This is a genomic window from Arthrobacter sp. ISL-30 (genome assembly GCF_018613855.1).
Classification (GTDB): domain Bacteria; phylum Actinomycetota; class Actinomycetes; order Actinomycetales; family Micrococcaceae; genus Arthrobacter.
This window is the reverse complement of sequence record NZ_JAGGPK010000014.1, coordinates 44,676-60,515: the sequence shown is the minus strand read 5'-3', so window position 1 is coordinate 60,515 and position 15,840 is coordinate 44,676. Positions and strand designations below refer to the sequence as shown.

General features: G+C 62.1%; 21 protein-coding genes and 2 pseudogenes. 11 read left to right on the top strand and 12 right to left on the bottom strand.

Features of this window, described 5'->3' with window-relative positions; translation table 11 throughout:
- Positions 1-11: 11 nt before the first annotated feature.
- The 6 genes and pseudogenes from mobF to J7E82_RS06375 form a co-directional block, all read right to left on the bottom strand.
- Entirely contained in the window at positions 12-2,528 is a 2,517-nt protein-coding gene (mobF, locus tag J7E82_RS21170; RefSeq protein WP_308113655.1) for a MobF family relaxase, read from the bottom strand.
- 79 nt (positions 2,529-2,607) lie between these two features.
- Positions 2,608-2,865: pseudogene (locus tag J7E82_RS21300) on the bottom strand (relaxase domain-containing protein); the annotation flags it as partial.
- Between the two features lie 62 nt (positions 2,866-2,927).
- Positions 2,928-3,119, bottom strand: coding sequence for a hypothetical protein (locus J7E82_RS06390; RefSeq protein WP_214861673.1), 192 nt, complete (start codon positions 3,117-3,119; stop codon positions 2,928-2,930).
- A gap of 531 nt (positions 3,120-3,650) precedes the next feature.
- A complete protein-coding gene (locus J7E82_RS06385) occupies positions 3,651-4,364 on the bottom strand; it encodes a nuclease-related domain-containing protein (protein ID WP_251041531.1) in 714 nt (237 codons plus the stop codon).
- A 104-nt stretch (positions 4,365-4,468) separates the two neighbouring features.
- Positions 4,469-4,615, bottom strand: a complete 147-nt coding sequence (locus J7E82_RS06380; protein WP_214861671.1) for a hypothetical protein — start codon at positions 4,613-4,615, stop codon at positions 4,469-4,471.
- A 57-nt stretch (positions 4,616-4,672) separates the two neighbouring features.
- Complete coding sequence (locus tag J7E82_RS06375) at positions 4,673-5,107, bottom strand: hypothetical protein (RefSeq protein ID WP_214861665.1); 435 nt, start codon at positions 5,105-5,107, stop codon at positions 4,673-4,675.
- Positions 5,108-5,966: 859 nt separating this feature from the next.
- On the opposite strand from J7E82_RS06375, the gene J7E82_RS06370 reads away from it, so the two are divergent.
- The 6 genes from J7E82_RS06370 (at position 5,967) to J7E82_RS06340 (ending at position 7,978) form a co-directional block, all read left to right on the top strand.
- Complete coding sequence (locus tag J7E82_RS06370; RefSeq protein WP_214861663.1) at positions 5,967-6,110, top strand: dihydrofolate reductase family protein; 144 nt, start codon at positions 5,967-5,969, stop codon at positions 6,108-6,110.
- A gap of 20 nt (positions 6,111-6,130) precedes the next feature.
- A complete protein-coding gene (locus J7E82_RS06365; RefSeq protein ID WP_214861661.1) occupies positions 6,131-6,529 on the top strand; it encodes a dihydrofolate reductase family protein in 399 nt (132 codons plus the stop codon).
- A 308-nt stretch (positions 6,530-6,837) separates the two neighbouring features.
- Complete coding sequence (locus tag J7E82_RS06360) at positions 6,838-7,041, top strand: cold-shock protein (protein WP_214861659.1); 204 nt, start codon at positions 6,838-6,840, stop codon at positions 7,039-7,041.
- A 5-nt stretch (positions 7,042-7,046) separates the two neighbouring features.
- Positions 7,047-7,280 (top strand): DUF2630 family protein, encoded by a 234-nt coding sequence (locus J7E82_RS06355; protein WP_214861657.1) that lies wholly within the window; start codon positions 7,047-7,049, stop codon positions 7,278-7,280.
- Between the two features lie 257 nt (positions 7,281-7,537).
- Positions 7,538-7,675, top strand: a complete 138-nt coding sequence (locus J7E82_RS06345) for a hypothetical protein (RefSeq protein WP_214861655.1) — start codon at positions 7,538-7,540, stop codon at positions 7,673-7,675.
- A 51-nt stretch (positions 7,676-7,726) separates the two neighbouring features.
- The gene (locus J7E82_RS06340; protein WP_214861653.1) at positions 7,727-7,978 is read left to right on the top strand and encodes a hypothetical protein; all 252 of its coding nucleotides are present in this window, start codon (positions 7,727-7,729) and stop codon (positions 7,976-7,978) included.
- 257 nt (positions 7,979-8,235) lie between these two features.
- Here the strand turns inward: J7E82_RS06340 and J7E82_RS06335 are convergent, their stop codons facing one another.
- The 3 genes from J7E82_RS06335 to J7E82_RS06325 all read right to left on the bottom strand — a co-directional run bounded on the left by J7E82_RS06335 (position 8,236) and on the right by J7E82_RS06325 (position 9,939).
- Positions 8,236-8,418: a hypothetical protein gene (locus tag J7E82_RS06335; RefSeq protein ID WP_214861651.1), complete on the bottom strand. Its 183-nt coding sequence runs from the start codon at positions 8,416-8,418 to the stop codon at positions 8,236-8,238.
- A gap of 231 nt (positions 8,419-8,649) precedes the next feature.
- The gene (locus tag J7E82_RS06330) at positions 8,650-9,087 is read right to left on the bottom strand and encodes a VOC family protein (protein ID WP_214861649.1); all 438 of its coding nucleotides are present in this window, start codon (positions 9,085-9,087) and stop codon (positions 8,650-8,652) included.
- A 453-nt stretch (positions 9,088-9,540) separates the two neighbouring features.
- Positions 9,541-9,939 carry a hypothetical protein gene (locus J7E82_RS06325; RefSeq protein WP_214861647.1) on the bottom strand — a complete coding sequence of 133 codons (399 nt, stop codon included), beginning with the start codon at positions 9,937-9,939 and terminating at the stop codon, positions 9,541-9,543.
- Between the two features lie 378 nt (positions 9,940-10,317).
- Between J7E82_RS06325 and J7E82_RS06320 the strand changes: the two genes are divergently transcribed.
- Positions 10,318-11,064, top strand: coding sequence for a hypothetical protein (locus J7E82_RS06320; RefSeq protein ID WP_214861645.1), 747 nt, complete (start codon positions 10,318-10,320; stop codon positions 11,062-11,064).
- Between the two features lie 34 nt (positions 11,065-11,098).
- Here J7E82_RS06320 and J7E82_RS06315 read toward each other — a convergent pair whose 3' ends face one another.
- Positions 11,099-11,302, bottom strand: coding sequence for a cold-shock protein (locus tag J7E82_RS06315; protein ID WP_214861643.1), 204 nt, complete (start codon positions 11,300-11,302; stop codon positions 11,099-11,101).
- A gap of 436 nt (positions 11,303-11,738) precedes the next feature.
- Here J7E82_RS06315 and J7E82_RS06310 point away from each other — a divergent pair, with 436 nt between their 5' ends.
- The 3 genes and pseudogenes from J7E82_RS06310 (at position 11,739) to J7E82_RS06300 (ending at position 13,222) form a co-directional block, all read left to right on the top strand.
- Complete coding sequence (locus tag J7E82_RS06310; RefSeq protein ID WP_214861641.1) at positions 11,739-11,876, top strand: hypothetical protein; 138 nt, start codon at positions 11,739-11,741, stop codon at positions 11,874-11,876.
- A 338-nt stretch (positions 11,877-12,214) separates the two neighbouring features.
- A pseudogene (locus tag J7E82_RS06305) lies at positions 12,215-12,319 on the top strand (helix-turn-helix domain-containing protein); the annotation flags it as partial.
- Positions 12,320-12,952: 633 nt separating this feature from the next.
- Positions 12,953-13,222 carry a hypothetical protein gene (locus tag J7E82_RS06300; protein ID WP_251041530.1) on the top strand — a complete coding sequence of 90 codons (270 nt, stop codon included), beginning with the start codon at positions 12,953-12,955 and terminating at the stop codon, positions 13,220-13,222.
- Here the strand turns inward: J7E82_RS06300 and J7E82_RS21165 are convergent.
- Positions 13,219-14,007, bottom strand: coding sequence for an STAS domain-containing protein (locus J7E82_RS21165; RefSeq protein WP_308113648.1), 789 nt, complete (start codon positions 14,005-14,007; stop codon positions 13,219-13,221). The genes J7E82_RS06300 and J7E82_RS21165 overlap by 4 nt on opposite strands.
- Positions 14,008-14,498: 491 nt before the next feature.
- On the opposite strand from J7E82_RS21165, the gene J7E82_RS06285 reads away from it, so the two are divergent.
- The gene (locus J7E82_RS06285; RefSeq protein ID WP_214861639.1) at positions 14,499-15,203 is read left to right on the top strand and encodes a uracil-DNA glycosylase; all 705 of its coding nucleotides are present in this window, start codon (positions 14,499-14,501) and stop codon (positions 15,201-15,203) included.
- 104 nt (positions 15,204-15,307) lie between these two features.
- Here the strand turns inward: J7E82_RS06285 and J7E82_RS06280 are convergent, their stop codons facing one another.
- The gene (locus J7E82_RS06280) at positions 15,308-15,577 is read right to left on the bottom strand and encodes a hypothetical protein (RefSeq protein WP_214861637.1); all 270 of its coding nucleotides are present in this window, start codon (positions 15,575-15,577) and stop codon (positions 15,308-15,310) included.
- Positions 15,578-15,840: the final 263 nt, after the last annotated feature.

The following is a 15,840-nucleotide window of genomic DNA, read 5'->3' as shown; positions in this document are numbered from 1 at the left end:
GATGAACGTTGTCAGGTCCTCGGCGGCCGCGATCTGGGCGAGGTAGTCGTATTCGGCGTGGAGTCGTTCGAGATTGTCGGCGCTCGACTGTTCGGCGGCGAGGATTTCGTGGGCGGTTCGTTCGGAGCCTTCCGCAGCCAGTACCTCACCGAGGATCTCCCGCCATGCGGCCTGCGATGACGTGACGGCCCCACGGGCTCGTGATCGCCGTGGTCGGTCTCGCTGATGTACGCGTGGTTGTCTCCGCGCCCGCGGGTCATGCTGACGTACAGTAGTTCCCGGGTGAGGCGGCCCTGGGTGATGACGGTGTGTCCGGCATCCACGGTGATCCCCTGGGAGCGGTGCGCCGTCGTCGCGTATCCAAGCTCGACCGCGTTCTCGACATAGTCTCGGTGCAGCATGATAGTGGCTCCGGTGTCCCTGCGGACCGCCACTAGGGAGGCGTCGCGCCGTCCGGTATGCACGACGTCGAGGAGGGTGCCGTTGCGGATAAAGTCACCGGTACTGTCTGAAAGAGTTCGGTCGTTGCGGCGTGCGATGACCGTGTCACCGCGCCCGGCACGCAGCCCGTCGCTTAGTGGAACTGTCTGCTCGGCGTCCACGGCGCCTTGGGTCACCCGGTCGCCCTGGGCTCTCTCGTTGAGGATACTGACGGTCTCATTGTCCGCGGCAATGAGAATGGACGATTTCCCGCCACGGGTGTCGGATTGCCAGGCCAGGTAGGCGTGGTCGACCATGTCGAGATAAGCGCCATTCGTTATTCGTTGGTGCTGGTCGTAGTCGTCGATGGCTGTGATGTCCCCGGCCCTGAGCTTCAGCGAGGCATTCCGTTCCCAAGCGTGCTCGAACCGCCAGATGGTGCTCAGACGCGCGGTTTTGCCTTGCCGGTCCAGCCAGCCGAGGACGCCGCCGGCGTCGATCGCATCCAGTTGCCCCGGATCGCCCACCAAGAGTATTTTGGCGCCGGCGTCCCGGGCCTGGTGCACGAGGGCGGACAGCTGCAGGGTGGGGACCATGGAGGCTTCGTCGATGATGACCAGCTGATTCGGGTGGAATCGCCACCGGTTCTGCTCCGCGGCAAGCCTCGTTGCTTCCTGCGCCAGCCGGGTATTTGCCGCCCCGGAGTTGCTCAGGCGTGCTTCGACGGCGAAGAACCGCCCAGCCCGGCGGCTGGCACCCGCGCCGGCGGATTCGTGGAGCCATTTCGCGACGTTCTCGGCGGCCATGGATAATTCCCGGCCGAGAACGTCGGCGGACGCCGCGGCGGGTGCAAGGCCGATGACGCCACCAGCTCCGTATTGGGCTTCCCATGCGGTTTTGACTGCGCCGAGCGTTGTGGTTTTGCCGGTGCCCGCCGGGCCGACGACGGCGTCGAGCCGGTTGCCGCTGAGTACCACCTCGGACGCGGCGGCACGCTGATCGGAGTGCAGTGCGAACCGGCCGTGGTGTTGGTAGCCGGCGAGTGTCTCCATGGCGACGGTCGGGCGGAGGGCGGGGCCGCCGTCGTCGTTCCTTGCCGCCATGACCGCCTGCTCGCAGGCGAGTGTCGTGGCGTCGGTGCAGAGACGCGATCCATGGAAGTCGAAGACGCTTTGGGCGCCGAGGCGCAGATCGGGCAGCGCATTGGTGGGGACGCTGTAACGGTGCTCGTTGAGTGGGACTGATTGGGCCTCGGCGGCGGTGGCGATTGCGTCGATCATGGCGGTGCGGTCTCGTGGCGTTTGGCAGCGGATCGCGGCGCACACTCGCTCGGCTTCGGCGAGGAGGTTCCATCGGTTCCAGGTGGCCCGTTTCGCCGCGACGCGCTGCCGGGCAAGTGATGCGACGGTTTCGATCCAGTTCGTCCTGAAGTCGCCGGCGCGGAACGGGGCTTTTTGGGAGCGTCGAACGGTGTTGGCAAGGATGAGGCGGGGGTCGAAGCCCTTGGCGACTGCGCGCGCCTGCCACTGCGCGGAGAGCTGATGAAGGGGTGCAACTGACTCTGCTTTGGGAGTTCTCGTGGAGAGGGTTGCCTGCTGGCGGAGTTTGAGGGTAGTCGTTGCCGTCGGGGGAGTGCCGTGCTGTTTGGTCCATTTGGCCACGAGCCGGTCGGTTTCCAGATCGATGAGGCGGGATCTGTTGGAGAATTCGCGGATCAGCGCATCGTCGACACCGGTGAGCTGCTGACTCGGGTTGTGGGTGTTTGTGGCCGGAGCACGAATTTCTGTGTCCGTAGCTAGGTGGCGGTGGAGGGCGTCGAAAAGGAGACCGTTATAGCGCTCGCTGGCAGCGACGGCGGCGTTGTAAAGCGTTCTCGAATCCAGGGTGACCCAGGCGCCGTCGCTGATGCGCTGGACCCGGTTGGCGATGACCAAATGGGTGTGCAGTTGCGGATCCCCGGCACGCGACTCCCAGTGATCGAACGCAGCGGCGATCGCGCCACGGGTGCCGAGGCGGGCGATGCCATTGCGTCCGGCGCGCGTGTGGATGACCGCTTTCTCGAGCCATTGCAGGGTGGCGTGGATGGCGTCGTGGTGCGTCTGGAGGATTTGGTCCTGGATGGGATCTGGGGCTCAGTGCCCAGAGGACGGACACGGACTTGGGCACGCTGAAGGTCAGGTCGAAGCCGACGACGGCGTGGCGCGTTTCGGTTCGGCCGTGGCTGTTTTGGACGACTGTGGGTCGGCCGTGCGGACGGCCCAAGGAGGTCCCGGTGTCCGGGTGGACCGCATGGTCAAAGATGGCTTTCGCATCGGTTTCGGTGACGGCGTCTCCAGTGGCGCGGCTGATGCCGGGCAGGCCTGAGCCGAACCAGCGGCCCTGTGGTGTCCCGGCCTTCATGTAGTACGTGGTGGCATCCGCGGGGGTGACGGTCCGGTCGTCCATCATGGTGGTCTTGAACAGGTATTTCAGGCCGGACTGAGCGGAGAGCCGGGCGATGGACATGGTCATTGCTTTTGCGCCTCAGACTGGCTGCCGGCCGTCCAGCCTCGACGGCGGAACAGCGCCTCGGCGCTGTTGCCGCGTCCGAATCCTGCGGTCTCGGAAGGGACCAGCAGGCTGCTGGCGACGCGGACCAGGTCCTCGGCATCAGTTCGCTGGAAGCCCTGACCACATTGAATACTCTTGTTTTCATTCACGACGATTCATGGACGTCGAGCCCGACTACGACATGACTTGCCGTGAATCATGGCTCACGGTTTACCTCGAGTGCCAGAGGTGGTCTGTGAGAGCTGGAGAGCTGGCGTCACTTGCTGCGTGAGGCCCTTTGTGGACCCATATGGGCGGTAGGAAGGGTACAGAGAGGCATCGGTAGAGTGTTATGGACTGCCGTCCGTATTGGCCTTACGCCAAGCCGGATATTGCTGGGATAGGAAGCAAGTCCTGAGACTTCAATTGTCTCCCTCTCGAAAACGAAGGATCTCGAGAATATGCCCTAATCGAGAATGGCGGGACCTTCTTCCTCGGAGGCTTCGCCATGCTGCGGTGGTGGGTACGAGTAGAGGCCTGCTGGGGGGAGCCGAGCTCTTGGCGTTGCCTCTCCTGAATGATTCTCGAACGGGACGTTCCGGCCAGCCCCAGAACGAGTTTTGAGAAGGGAGACCGCCGCTGCCCCGATAGAGAATCCCTTAGGCTGCTTCCGAACGGCTTCGAACATCGAACGCGTGACGTCACGCAGACTTGAACCGCGCGGCTACCGACTCACGCATCTCCGCCACCTCAACGTCGCCGGCTGTCTCCTCTACAAGCACTTTGGCTAGCCGTTTCGGCCAGAGTACGTGAATGCCACGAGTCGAGAACGCGCCCCTAACCAGGGGCCAGTCGGCTTCGATGAAGCACAGCGCCCCGGTGACCGGAACATCCCCGACGAGGTCGCGCACGACGTCGACCTGTTTGAGCACCCCATCGACCAGTTTCGTGCAATCACGCCGGCCGACGAGGAGCTTCTCGGCGCGTGGGCGGAAGATGCCGCCCTCGATCTTCAGCTCAGGTCGTCCCTTGTACCGCTTCGCGTCGATAACCCAGATTCCGCCGCGAGTGATGGCGATGTGGTCGATGTTCGCCTTGGAACCGGGGATGCGCCAGTCGTGAAGGACAGCGAGACCATCGGCGGCCAGGGCGTCTAGCCGAGCGCCGAGGCGCTCCTCACCGATCGCGCCTCGATCCCAAGACTTGGTGCTCGGCCGCTCGTCAGAGAGAGCGACTGCGAGGCCACCGAATCGACCCCACTTCTCGCGCAGCTTTTCCTCGTCCTTCGCTTTGCGGCGCTCGTATTCACGTCGGGCCGACGACCCGGCCATTCCGGACTCACTGGACGACGGCTCATCACAACGTGGTTCGAGGTCGGAGGACATCGTTTCCGCAGCCTCGGTGGCACACTCCAAGCAGCGGACGGTCCTCGTCTCGCTCTCATAGATCGCTTCTGTCCCGGTCGGAAGAGAGGCACCGCACACCCGACACGCTCCGGCGTACCGGAGCCTCATCTGCTTCATGAGGATGAGGGGTGGATCACCGACACGGACACATCAGCCGTCGCCTTCGGCTCTGCGAGCTGATCAAAGACTTCGGTCCGGACCGAAGGGAAGACAGTCGGCTTGTAGATCACGGCGTTTGGGCCGCTGATGCGCTTTGCCATAGCTCAATCCTCACCCACGGCAGCAACTTTTTCGGGACGTGTCGTACGTTATGCATGTCAAAGACCTTGCGAACTGTCCCAGTGAAGGATCCCGAGCGTGCGTGTTTGCCTCCCGATTCGGTAAGCAATCTCCTGAGCAAACTTAGAGCTGTTGGCCTCCGCTGTCGATGCGCGGATGGTTCCCATACATGGTTGGTGTTTCGGTTTCTCTAATGCTCGGAACGGCAAGGCGGGGCGGCCGAGAGCCGCGCTCAGGCGGATGCGGAGCGGGCCGATCGCGGCGAAGCAACGATCGAGGAGATGCAGGGCCAGCTTGCGAATGCCCGGGCCGATTTGGACCGTGCCCGTGAGGTGGCAGCCGACCTGCGCGGCAACCTGGCAACGCTGACCGCTGAGCGCGATGCCGCCAGAGCTAATTTGGAGCTTGAACGTTCCCATGGAGAGCAGCGCGTCAAGGACCTCCACGACACCTGCGGCCGCCAAATCGACCAACTGCGCACCCAAATAGCCCAAGCCCGTGAAACACCGACCAAGGAACGCCGAGCCTCTCGCCCGCGAACAGCAGGAGAAGGGCAAGACGCGACCCCATAGTCCGGCAGCAGACGGAAAGTCGTCTAGAAGCGGATTTCCACGTCGAAGTCTTGTTGGGCCCGGCTCAGCAGCTCCGCGGCTGCGGTCGTCACGACCTCCGGGATCTCTTTGACGTCTTGGCATGGGCGACCAATGCCGGCATCCTTGGGGTTGCCTGATTCCGGATGAAACGGTGGGGGCAGGCCGTCGCCCGCACCCGCCGCCAACCCCTTAGGGGTTGTTGTGCCAGAACAAGCGGATCGGATCAACCGCAAGGCGGATGATATTCACCGTCAGGTTCATGGCGCCCCATGGTTCCTTATGCTTTCGCCAGGAAGCCATGCCAGCATCTCCTCCCGAAGGATGGGGTGGAACCGCTGGTGCACTTCCGTGACCGGGATCATGGACGTGTCCTTGCGAAGGGCCTACTCTTGAGGTGTGTCCATCAAGGAGTAAGCCCTTGAATCGCACCAAAGAGCGCAACGCTCTGAACGAAGACCCGACGGCCATCGGGTCTTTAGTTCCTTAAGCGCCGCCCCGGGCTGTTGCCCGGTACCTCGACCATAGCCACGAAACCACCCCGACCCTTTCCCACGACACGCCGTGGACCCATCCTGTGCGTGTCTGGGTAGTGGGCAGCGGACTCTAGTGATTGAGGCTATGTACAACGAGCCCAGCCAATTCCGCCAGGAGGCGTGCTATTTCTCGACTCGCCTCTACTCAAATGTAGGAGGCGCGTGGGCAAAGTGACTGTCGTACCCATTACCGAGGAGGACTTCTGATGCGCAGCGTGACCTATTCGATGAGCGTCTCCCTTGACGGCTACATCGTGGGGCCGGACGGCGACTTCGACTGGACGATGCCTGAGAAGGAGGTCTTTCGCTTCTGGATCGACGAGATACGAGAGATTGGCGTCCACCTTTAGGACGACGGCTGTACGAGACGATGCTGTACTGGGAGACCGCCGATCAAGATAGATCGCTCGACGACTCGGAGCGCGAGTGGGCCGCGCTCTGGAAGCCGCTCCCAAAGGTGGTGTTCTCTACCTCGCTCTCGGCAGTGCAGGGCAATGCCCGCATGGCTTCCGGCGGCCTGGCTGAGGAGATCGAGCGGTTGCGAGCCGAGCCGGGGGAGGGGGACATCGCGATCGGCGGCGCGACTCTCGCCTCCGAGGCGGCCGCCTTGGGTCTGATTGACGAGTACCGGGCCATGGTCTACCCGGTGCTGGTCGGCGGCGGCATTCCCTTCTTTTCCCAGCACGAGCGCCGAGTGGACCTCGAGCTCGTCGAGACCCGCACCTTCAGCTCGAGAGTTGTCTACCTCCGCTACCGCGTGGCGCGCTAGCCGGCTCCTCCGCCGAGCCCCTAGCCAACAAAATCTGCTCGCCCCGAACCGACCCACCGTTCCGACGCTGAATCCATCCTGGCGGGTAGAGGTGAACCGCTGGCGCTAGGTCTGCAGGGAATCGTTGCAGGGATTGGAGCGCAGATGATTGTCGGTTCGGGCTGGGCGAAAAGCACTGTAAGGATGAGTCCTGACAGGCGGTGGCGGTGGCCTTGCACACCCAATTCCGGCATCGTAGCTTTGGGGGAGCGGAAGACGGCCTCCGAGATAGCCGGCTTCATACGGAAATTCTGGGAGGAACGCGTTCCATGGCAACAGGTACCGTGAAGTGGTTCAACGCTGAGAAGGGGTTCGGTTTCATCGCTCCGGACAACGGGTCCGCGGACGTCTTCGCGCACTATTCGGCCATTGCAAGCAGTGGCTACCGCTCCTTGGAAGAGAACCAGCGAGTCGAGTTTGACATCGTGCAGGGCCAAAAAGGACCGCAAGCCGAAAACATCCGTCCGCTCTGAACCGCATGATGCCCCAACAGGACATCGCGCTGCTGATTCGGTCTCTGATTGAGGAGGAGGACTGCCTCAGTGCAGAACTCTCGGCCGCCCGCTCAGAGGCCGGCGGCAACAGCGCCGTGGAACTGGAGGAGGTCAGGGCGCGGCTGCGTCAGGTGCAGCGGGGCCTGGATGAATGCTGGGACATGCTGCGACTGCGCAGGGCAGCACAGGTCGCCGGCGACGTTCCAGGGCAGGCATAATCCCTTCCTGATCTTCAACCCAGGAGGCCGGTTGGCCTGGAGAGTTGGACAACCATTATTCGGCTTACAGCACGAGTGGTGGCCGTACCGCGATTCTGCTGTTCCTGCTGCTGGCCCTTGACTTGCTTCTTGTGGTCATGTAAGCACGAGCAAGACCCCCACCAGCAGGGCCTGGTCCCCGGCGATGAACCGGGACGGGCCAAACACCACCAGAGGAACGACCACGAAATTCAGAACCAGCATCGTTTTGACCGTGCTTGACAATCCAGCTGGACCAGCAGGTCGAGTGGGACGAGGTCAAGGACCGCAACCCCGGCACAGTGGACCGTGTGTGGAGGGCAGCAGCGGCAAAATACGCCCTGACAGGATTTCATGTGGTGAACAAGCTCTACTAACGTCGTCATTGAAGAGCGGACGCGCGAGGATGAGTACAGGTGGTGAAGCGCATGAATAACGAGTTTGAGCAGGCCAAGGAACTGTTGGAGCAGGCCGCGGAGGAAGAATATGCCCGCGCCGCCAGGCACGAGCTGGACGCCGAACACGCCCGTGCCGAAATCGCCTACGCGCGGACCCATGACGACGTCAACGAGGACGCGCTCAAACTTTTGAAGAACACTGTTGAGGACAGCGAACGGCAGGCCCGGGAACATCAACTCAAGGCCATGAACCTGAAAAAGGCCGTGAGGAAGCTGGCCTGACCAGCACCCTCCCGGCGCTGGCGATCCGGCAACGTTTAGGTCGAAAAGGACACGTCCTTGTGCATCCAGTGCCGTGCCGTCAGTTCTTTGTGCGAGCCGGTGTTCAGCCGAACGATGGTCGCTTCGTTGCCGAGGAGCATGCGCACAGGCACCCCTACCCTGGATGACCTTGCCTATCCTCCTTAACGGCCATTAACGGGGTTAGGCCGCGTCGTCCCCGATGTCGCCTTCATGCGCGCCCTGTCCAATGCGGGAGCTCAGCGCCGCCGGTCCGCCCTGTTGGGCAATCGCCGTGCGATCAGCGCCGTGACGTCATCGGCCGTGCTGTCTGCCGGAGCGAGGTCGAGCACCGCCTGGCAGGCGAGATCGGCGGTGAGCTGGGTGCGGACCGCGTCATCCACGTGCTTCGTGAAGTCCTCGAGGGGTTCCGAGGGCGTCAAGGATTCCGTCGCTCACGACTACGAGGCTGTCTCCGGGGGGCCAGATCCACTTCCGACGCCGCCGGCGACGTTGATGTGGCGGCTATGCGTGAGTCGGTAGTCTCGCGGTTCAAGTCTGCGTGACGTCAGGTGTCGATGTTCGAAGCCGTTTGGAAGCACGATAAGGGATCCTTCACCGGACGGTCTCTCGGACCCTTGGGCCTAACAATACGGGCCAGGGCCGATTCGGGGTCATTCTTTCTTCAGTTCCTCGGCGAGCATCACGAGGATCCCGCTGGGACCGCGGAGGTACGTGAGTTTGTAGATGTCGGCGTAGGTCGCCACGCCGCGTAGCGGATAGCATCCATGCTTTGCAGCTACCTCAAGGGCCTTATCGATATCGTCTACTGAGAAGGCCACGCGGTGCATGCCAATGTCGTTGGGACGAGTCGGGTTCGACTCGATCGCCTCGGGATGGATGTATTCGAAGAGCTCAAGTCGACCATGACCGTCTGGGGTCTGGAGCATCGCGATCTTGGCGTGGTTTCCATCAAGTCCAACGGCAGTATCGGTCCACTCGCCGCTGACCGTGTCACGGCCGATGACCGTAAGACCGAGATCGGTGAAAAAGGCGATTGCTGCTTCGATGTCGCGAACAGCGATACCGATATTCTCCAATTTGATGGCCATGCGTTGAAAGCTACCAAGGCGGAGCGATTAGCTCCAGTGGCGAGGCGCCACTGTCTGTTCGTTTGGCCGATCCTCTACCGGGGCACTATCTCCATTCAGGAGGCTCGAGTTCCTCCGCACAAAACTGCGTGAAAAAAACGTCAGGTGCCTTCTAATCTTCGCAACACTGAAAGCCGAACTCTCTCCGGAAGAGCGCCAAGACCTGCGCGGACTCGTTGAACGGTCGACCATGATCAACGGCAAGCAGCGCGGCCTCCCTTTTCCTTGCCCTGGCGGCATGCCTCGCTGGCATGCTTGTGACAGTCCGATCTGCGCTGGCGGGGCGGGCTGGAACCCGTCCGGCGTGAGCTGTAGCCACCTTCACCGGTGATTCCATCAATTCGGAATCACCGAACGCCGGATGGGGTCAAAGTGGAGAGTGGTGTCTGCAGCTGGCCTTCACCGGCGTTGTTGTCAGATGGCGTCCGTGGGAAGGTCCCCCGCTTGGACTGCTTCGGGCTCTCCGCTTCCGGTTAGACCCCGCCAGGCAAGTACTATTGCGGCCACGGCCGCCACGAGAAGGCCTGCGGCCAGCCATGCCTTGCCGTGGCCGGGGCGGGTGGGCCTGAGTTTCCGCTCTGCGCGGTGTACCGCCTGTTCGGCAGCCTTCCGTGCCTGTTTGGCGGCCTTCTGATTCCCTGTCAGTGTGAGGACAACTGCGTGGACCACCAAGGGCATATTGGCGTCCTCAAGCCGGGACAGCGCCCAGCGCACAGCGGCGTCCACCTGGCGCGGAGGGACCTGGGCGGCGTGTCTGGTCCAGCCCGCCGCGCCGTGCTGAACATCATGGGAAGTCTTGTTCAATCCGATCATGGTCATCTCCTCCGAACCGATGGCTGCCAGCACCAGACTACGCCGGGGCTACCGGCTGACTCCCGCGCCGCAACAACCGGCCGCCCGCCTTCACTTTTCGGCTGGTTGGCATCCGCCAGCTTCATCTCGCGGCGCACAAACGGGAAGGGGCGGTGTCTGCTCTACGTGTTTTCTCCAGGCTGTGTCGCGTCGAAGAACCGGTGTAGTGAATCGGCTCTGCCCCGTAGGCCCCCTGACCGCACACCACCAGGATAGGCGCGCCTGACGACATCCACTGAGGTTGGGACTGGCTGACGCGTTTGAGCAGGGGAAGCATACTCCTGGGCAGTGGCAGCCCTTTCGGCTGCTGCCGCAGTTACCGATGGATAGAATCGCTGGATGCCTGTCACACGCAATGTCGCCTGGGACGAGCGTCTTGAGTTCTTCAAGGGCAGGGACACGACGCATTACGTGACCACGGCGGCAGCCATCGCCACAACCTGTGCTGAGTGCCGTCGGCCGCTGCAGCCCGAGGAACCGCTGTCCTTGAGCGTGGACATCATCGAAAGCACGGCACCGGACGGTACGGAATATGTCACGTTCAGTGACTACGTGTGCCACCGGCTATGCAATGCACCGGGGCTGAGTGTGCGCAGGGCTGATTGGACGCCAGCAGATCTGACGCCTCTTGCCGCCCGGTTGGTCCTCACACAGGAGACCGATGCCGACCGTCCCGCCACCACTGTGGCTGCGTTGGCGTACACATTGATCCCGGTCGTCTCCTTCCGTGAAGCAGGCGGTGAACTGACTTCTGCCCTGGTATCGATTCTGCTGTCTCACGGCTTCCAGCTGGCGATGAGCCCGGAGTACACCGAGATGCTGGATCAGGCCGCCGAGGTGGCGGACAGCTGCGCCTTGGCAGTCACCCGGGCCGTCCTCACCCTAACCATCGGCGGGGAAACCATCTTTTCCGAGCAGCTCAACCCGGAGAACCCGGATGATGCCGAGTGGCTCCAGGCGGCTCGCAACGGCAGCGTCCTGGTCATCAGCGGTGACAAGCTGGTCATCACCGACACCATGCTCGACGTGCATGCAGCCGCGCAGCTGGGCACATTGGTCATCGGTTACGTCCCGGTCCAGTCCTGACCCGGCGTACCGAAACCAGCCAGAATCCAGACGCTTACAGCGGGCGGATGTTCTCCGCCTGGGGACCCTTCGGACCCTGGGCTACATCGAACTGAACTTTTTGGTTCTCTTCCAGGGAGCGGTAACCGCTGGAAGCAATCGCGGAGTAATGGGCAAAGACATCCGCGGACCCGTCATCAGGGACGATGAAACCGAAGCCCTCTTCAGAGTTGAACCATTTCACTATGCCTGTAGCCATGCCCGCTGCCCCTTGGAACTTTCATCTCAGGAACTTTCATCTCACCCACGGGCCTTACGGCACCGGCGGCACGGAAGTGCTCTCCCGCTCGTCCCAAAACGAGCGGTTCCCTGCCTATCGGCACAAGAGTCAGCACAGTTAAGGGAGTCTGAGACCGGCGGCGGGCTGGACGTCCACTGAGATGGGGGCAAACCAGTGGAGCTTCCGCCGTCGGCCTGTTCCAAGGCCACGTCCGGCGGGGCCTTCTCCCGCCGGACGTGGCCTCTGGGGAAAGCAATGGGGGCCTGCCTCCACGGCCAAGGCGCCCATTGGCTGGTTTTGCCCCTCATTTGCCCCTGAGACAGAACTACTCCGGGAGGAATCCCGGGATCTGATTGCCCCCACGCCAAGCGCAAGTACATCCTTAATGATGGCTAGGAAGTATCGGTGGCGGGTCGTGGTTACAAATGGCCTCGACCGCACCGCAGTCTGGTTCGGCTTGGCCGCCAGCAAGGCGGAAGCCGAAGCGCTGGCCCTTTCCGATCATCCAGGATGGTTCGTCCAAGAAGCCGACCGTGCTGTCGCAGCCTACTAGCTGGGCAGGAAAGCGGGAGCGTATCGCTCGTTGATAAATGATGCGCGGATGCCCGTTAGTCGGGCGCGGTTCCCGTGGCCCCGACTCTCACGTTCTTGTCCCGTTGACCAGAGGTGGCTTCGTGTTCTTTGCGCGCCGAATGAGTTGGCACTGAAGCGGCTGATCGCTGTCGATCGGCGAAAGCGGGGATCTCGAAAACGCCTAAATTGACGGCTCGGTGCTTGGATTTATGAGCTCCGAGCTGGAGAGGTGCTTTCAGCCTCCTGGACATCTGAAGACATCGGGCCAGTCACCGGTGGACTCTATGTTCTCGACTTGCCGAAAAGGGTTGTCAGTTTCTGACGCTGCACGACGCCGGCGAGCACACGCAGGCTGAACTGGCGGAGCTGTTCCGGGTCTCTCGGACGACGGTGTATCGCGAGCTCCAGAGACGCTCCACCTGAAGACAGGTGTGGGCGCCAACTGCTAAGGGGCCGCGACGCATCGAAAGTTGCCCCTGTGACAAGCAGTTGCGACAGGGATTTTGGGATAACTTACGGGAGAGCAAGGTTACGCGCTATCTTACGACAAGGTCCAGGCGGGGAAGTTCCACCCGAGGCGTCCTTTTTCAAGGAAATGAGACAGTACCTCCTCAAGTGGGCGGCGAATCCCGGCGAGCAGAGGTGTTGGACGAAATCCGGAGGAACTATTACAGTCTTTGCTATTGAAAACCGGCATGGGCGACAGAAGGCCCGGGGAGGAGGAGCGCATCACCGCTGACCAATCAAAGCAACATTGTCCATTCCCCGAGGAAAGCCCCTCCCGAGGGGCTTTCCCTATTTCCACACCCCGGCCGGAGTGAGCGGGTCACGCATCAAAGGCTTCTTTTCGGTGGGGGAGTACCCCGCAAGGGTGTCCTGGTTTCAAGGATGTGAGACCGGGCAGCCGGCATTGAATGGCACTCCAGTGGAAGGGCTTCCTGGCTATCGAGCGGGACGGCGAAAGTCCCTGTCGCGGCTTTGTTTTCAGGCGTAGGGTGGGCGGAAATCCCCGGGGGATCCCGTGCGGGATTTCGGCAGCGGAAAGGTGAGAGTGGCATGTCCGGAGTGAATCTCAAAGGTGAGTGGGATCATCTTGATTCTGAGACGCGGCAGTGGCTGCTGGACAATCCGGGCTGCCTGATCCTTCCCCGCACCATGTCGGCAAGGGTCTGTGAGAGGGCCGCTGAACGTATTGAGTGTGACCAGCACGGCCAGATTGAGCTCTCCCGGGAGGACCCTGATTTCATCAGGGAGAAAGCAGAAGCCGCCGGGACCATCCGCGCCGCGGCCGACACGGAATACCGGTTCTTCGACTCAACACCCTAGACAGCCGTGTTCCGTGCCAGCCAGTCCATTGCCTCGTTCCTGGAGGTGAAGAAGCGGGCGGGACACGCCGGGCGGCCGCCGAGGAAAAGGGTGGAGATGACCCGGTCTACCGGGCCGGAACCGAGCAGCGCCACCCGCGAGACCGCCCAGGGCCTGGAGAACACGGCACGGGCGTCACGGCTGACGGTCTCCGTCATGGCCAGATCGACCAGCAGTGGGTGATTCACCCCCCGCGACAGTTCGGCGACGGCCGCCATGGCCGCATGTGCTTCGGAGAATCCAATGGCGCCCTTGGGCCGCCAGGCGATGTGGACGATTCCGTCGTTCCGCAACTCTATGTTGCCCTTGCCGCCCTCGATGGTGACTGAATTCGTGCGGCTCGTGCCGGTCTGTACTATCCGCTTCGCTTCCCGTGACGTGGGAGGAACGCTGATGACCACCGGTGCCTGGGTCACTAAAGACGTCTCCATTGCGGTCACGTCATGAAGCTGCGGTGGCGGAGGCGGGATCGAAGCATTCTTCAACGGTGTCGTGGGGTGCAGGACCTGCTCCAGTCCGGTCAACTGCACCATCATGACCTGTGTCCCGGCGCGGGCGATACGCAGGTCGCCACCGGCCAGCCGGGCGATCTTCAACCCGGAGATCAGCGCACCCAGGCCGGTAGAGTCCATGAATTCTGTGCCGGCCAGGTCCACGACAAGGCGGGTCCGACCGTCCTGGCCGGCCATACGAGTCACCATTTCCCGGAATAGTGGTGCCGCTACCATGTTCAGCCGCCCGTTCACGCGGATTACGGCTCCATCATCACTCGTTGGTTCAACGTCTGATTGCATCCTGTTCAACTTCTCCCTTATCCGTGGAACTAGGCGCAGTGAAGCAGCCTGATCGGCATCCCCATAGATAATGTTCACTGAAGCGATGATCGGATTTGAGCTTCACCGGGGAAATCCTTGGACAAGCCTGTAGAACAGCCAGGAAAACCAGCCTGATCCTTGGGAAACACTGCGCTTGAGAAGAGCGTCGAGAGGAGAACCGACGCCGCTCGCTTACTCCGGCCGCGCGGTACACCAGGCTACGCAGTGGGTGCGTCCAGTTACTAAGGTTGGTGGGACGCAGGTCTCGTGTTCCCTTATTCGTGTTCCCCCTCCTTCTAGGATTGGTTCATGTCCCTTTCACGAACCTGGCGCTTCAAGCTGAAGAGCAGTGCCCAGGTAGCGAGACGTTAGACAGCCGTGCTGACTACTTCGTTTCTGATCGGGCGCAGAAGTCCGCTGCCGTGGGGAACCAGACGGACGGACGTACCGACATGAGTTGCAGCGGCGACGAACACGGACCGTGGCCCGCTGAGCCCCGGGCGCACCGAAACCAGACGCAGATCCACCGGAAACTGGCGCTCCTAGATGAACCACACGTCAAGTCACTCAACGACTGGGTGCGGGAACTTAACCGGGCGCGATCCGGACGCGCGGTGCCCGGCGAGTCGCTCGTGCCGTGGTTTGATCCTAGCGGTGGTGGCATAGCGGCCAAGATACTCTTCCTGCTTGAGGCCCCAGGCAGCCGTGCATCCGCCTCCCGCGGCTCGGGCTTCGTCTCCATCGATAACAACGATGGGACGGCCGCCAACTGCTTCGCTCTGGTGCGGGAAGCAGGACTATCCCGCTGTTGCTTCGCTAGCTGGAACATCGTTCCTTGGTATTTGCCCGACGGGTCTCGGACCCAAGTTACACGGCTGGCGGACGTGCTCGAAGCGACGCAGGACTTGGAAACTGTCCTGGCCAAGTTCGAGCACCTTAACTTGGTCATCGCCATGGGAACCCATGCCAAGACTGGATGGGAACTATTGCGCGCGCGCTCATCCGCGATCCGCTCCCTTACTTGGCAGGCAGCACCGCATCCCAGTGCCACAAATCTCAACACCCGGCCAGAACAACGGGCGGAGCTCCTTCGCATCATGAACGAAGCCGCAAGGACGTGTCAGTAAGAGCACGTAACGGGTGGGCTCCGGGACGAGCGACAAATCGGGCTGCTGGAAGCGTTGGAGACAGAACGGAACCAGCCCAAAGGCCCCCCGGTTGTTGGGATTTCCTACGCGGCGTTTTCCTTGTCCTTCCAAGTCTGCAGCGCCAGTCGTTCCTGAGGCGATAAGTAGGAGTAGTCATCTGTCTCTCGCGACTTCAGAAGCCGTTCACGCGTGGCAGGACTGGCGGCGTTCCAAAGGGCATCCCGTTCGCGAATCAGGTACTGCAATTCAATCCAGCGAATCTTGGAAAAGCGGGTCCTGGGCCGCTGTTTGGCGTCCTGCCGCATCCTCATCAGCCAGTAAGGCTCGAGTGCGTCATTTTCAGAGTCGGTCATGGAATCATCGTAGGTTCGCGTTGGCGTGGGCCGAGAGCGTCATGCACCCTTTTTGAAACGATCATTGGTTTGCTCAATCGCTAGCGGCCATAAGGTGTGCGCCAAAGCTGGGCGGGGGCGCCGGGTTGCAGGTCTAAGCGGCAACGAGCTCAGGTCGCATCAAAAGGGGATGAGACCTCGTCCGGAGGCAGATCCGGAGGTATCCGATGGAATCTGAGTGCATGGCGGAAGGACCGGCCGGACCATGCGGTGTCAGCCGATAC

Excerpts from the sequence above, each read along its gene's own strand:
- J7E82_RS06380 (WP_214861671.1), bottom strand. The coding sequence starts at position 4,615 with ATGGCAAAGCGCATCAGCGGCCCAAACGCCGTGATCTACAAGCCGACT.
- J7E82_RS06370 (WP_214861663.1), top strand. The coding sequence starts at position 5,967 with ATGCGCAGCGTGACCTATTCGATGAGCGTCTCCCTTGACGGCTACATC.
- J7E82_RS06365 (WP_214861661.1), top strand. The coding sequence starts at position 6,131 with ATGCTGTACTGGGAGACCGCCGATCAAGATAGATCGCTCGACGACTCG.
- J7E82_RS06360 (WP_214861659.1), top strand. The coding sequence starts at position 6,838 with ATGGCAACAGGTACCGTGAAGTGGTTCAACGCTGAGAAGGGGTTCGGT.
- J7E82_RS06355 (WP_214861657.1), top strand. The coding sequence starts at position 7,047 with ATGATGCCCCAACAGGACATCGCGCTGCTGATTCGGTCTCTGATTGAG.
- J7E82_RS06340 (WP_214861653.1), top strand. The coding sequence starts at position 7,727 with ATGAATAACGAGTTTGAGCAGGCCAAGGAACTGTTGGAGCAGGCCGCG.
- J7E82_RS06330 (WP_214861649.1), bottom strand. The coding sequence starts at position 9,087 with ATGGCCATCAAATTGGAGAATATCGGTATCGCTGTTCGCGACATCGAA.
- J7E82_RS06325 (WP_214861647.1), bottom strand. The coding sequence starts at position 9,939 with ATGATCGGATTGAACAAGACTTCCCATGATGTTCAGCACGGCGCGGCG.
- J7E82_RS06320 (WP_214861645.1), top strand. The coding sequence starts at position 10,318 with ATGCCTGTCACACGCAATGTCGCCTGGGACGAGCGTCTTGAGTTCTTC.
- J7E82_RS06315 (WP_214861643.1), bottom strand. The coding sequence starts at position 11,302 with ATGGCTACAGGCATAGTGAAATGGTTCAACTCTGAAGAGGGCTTCGGT.
- J7E82_RS06300 (WP_251041530.1), top strand. The coding sequence starts at position 12,953 with ATGTCCGGAGTGAATCTCAAAGGTGAGTGGGATCATCTTGATTCTGAG.
- J7E82_RS06280 (WP_214861637.1), bottom strand. The coding sequence starts at position 15,577 with ATGACCGACTCTGAAAATGACGCACTCGAGCCTTACTGGCTGATGAGG.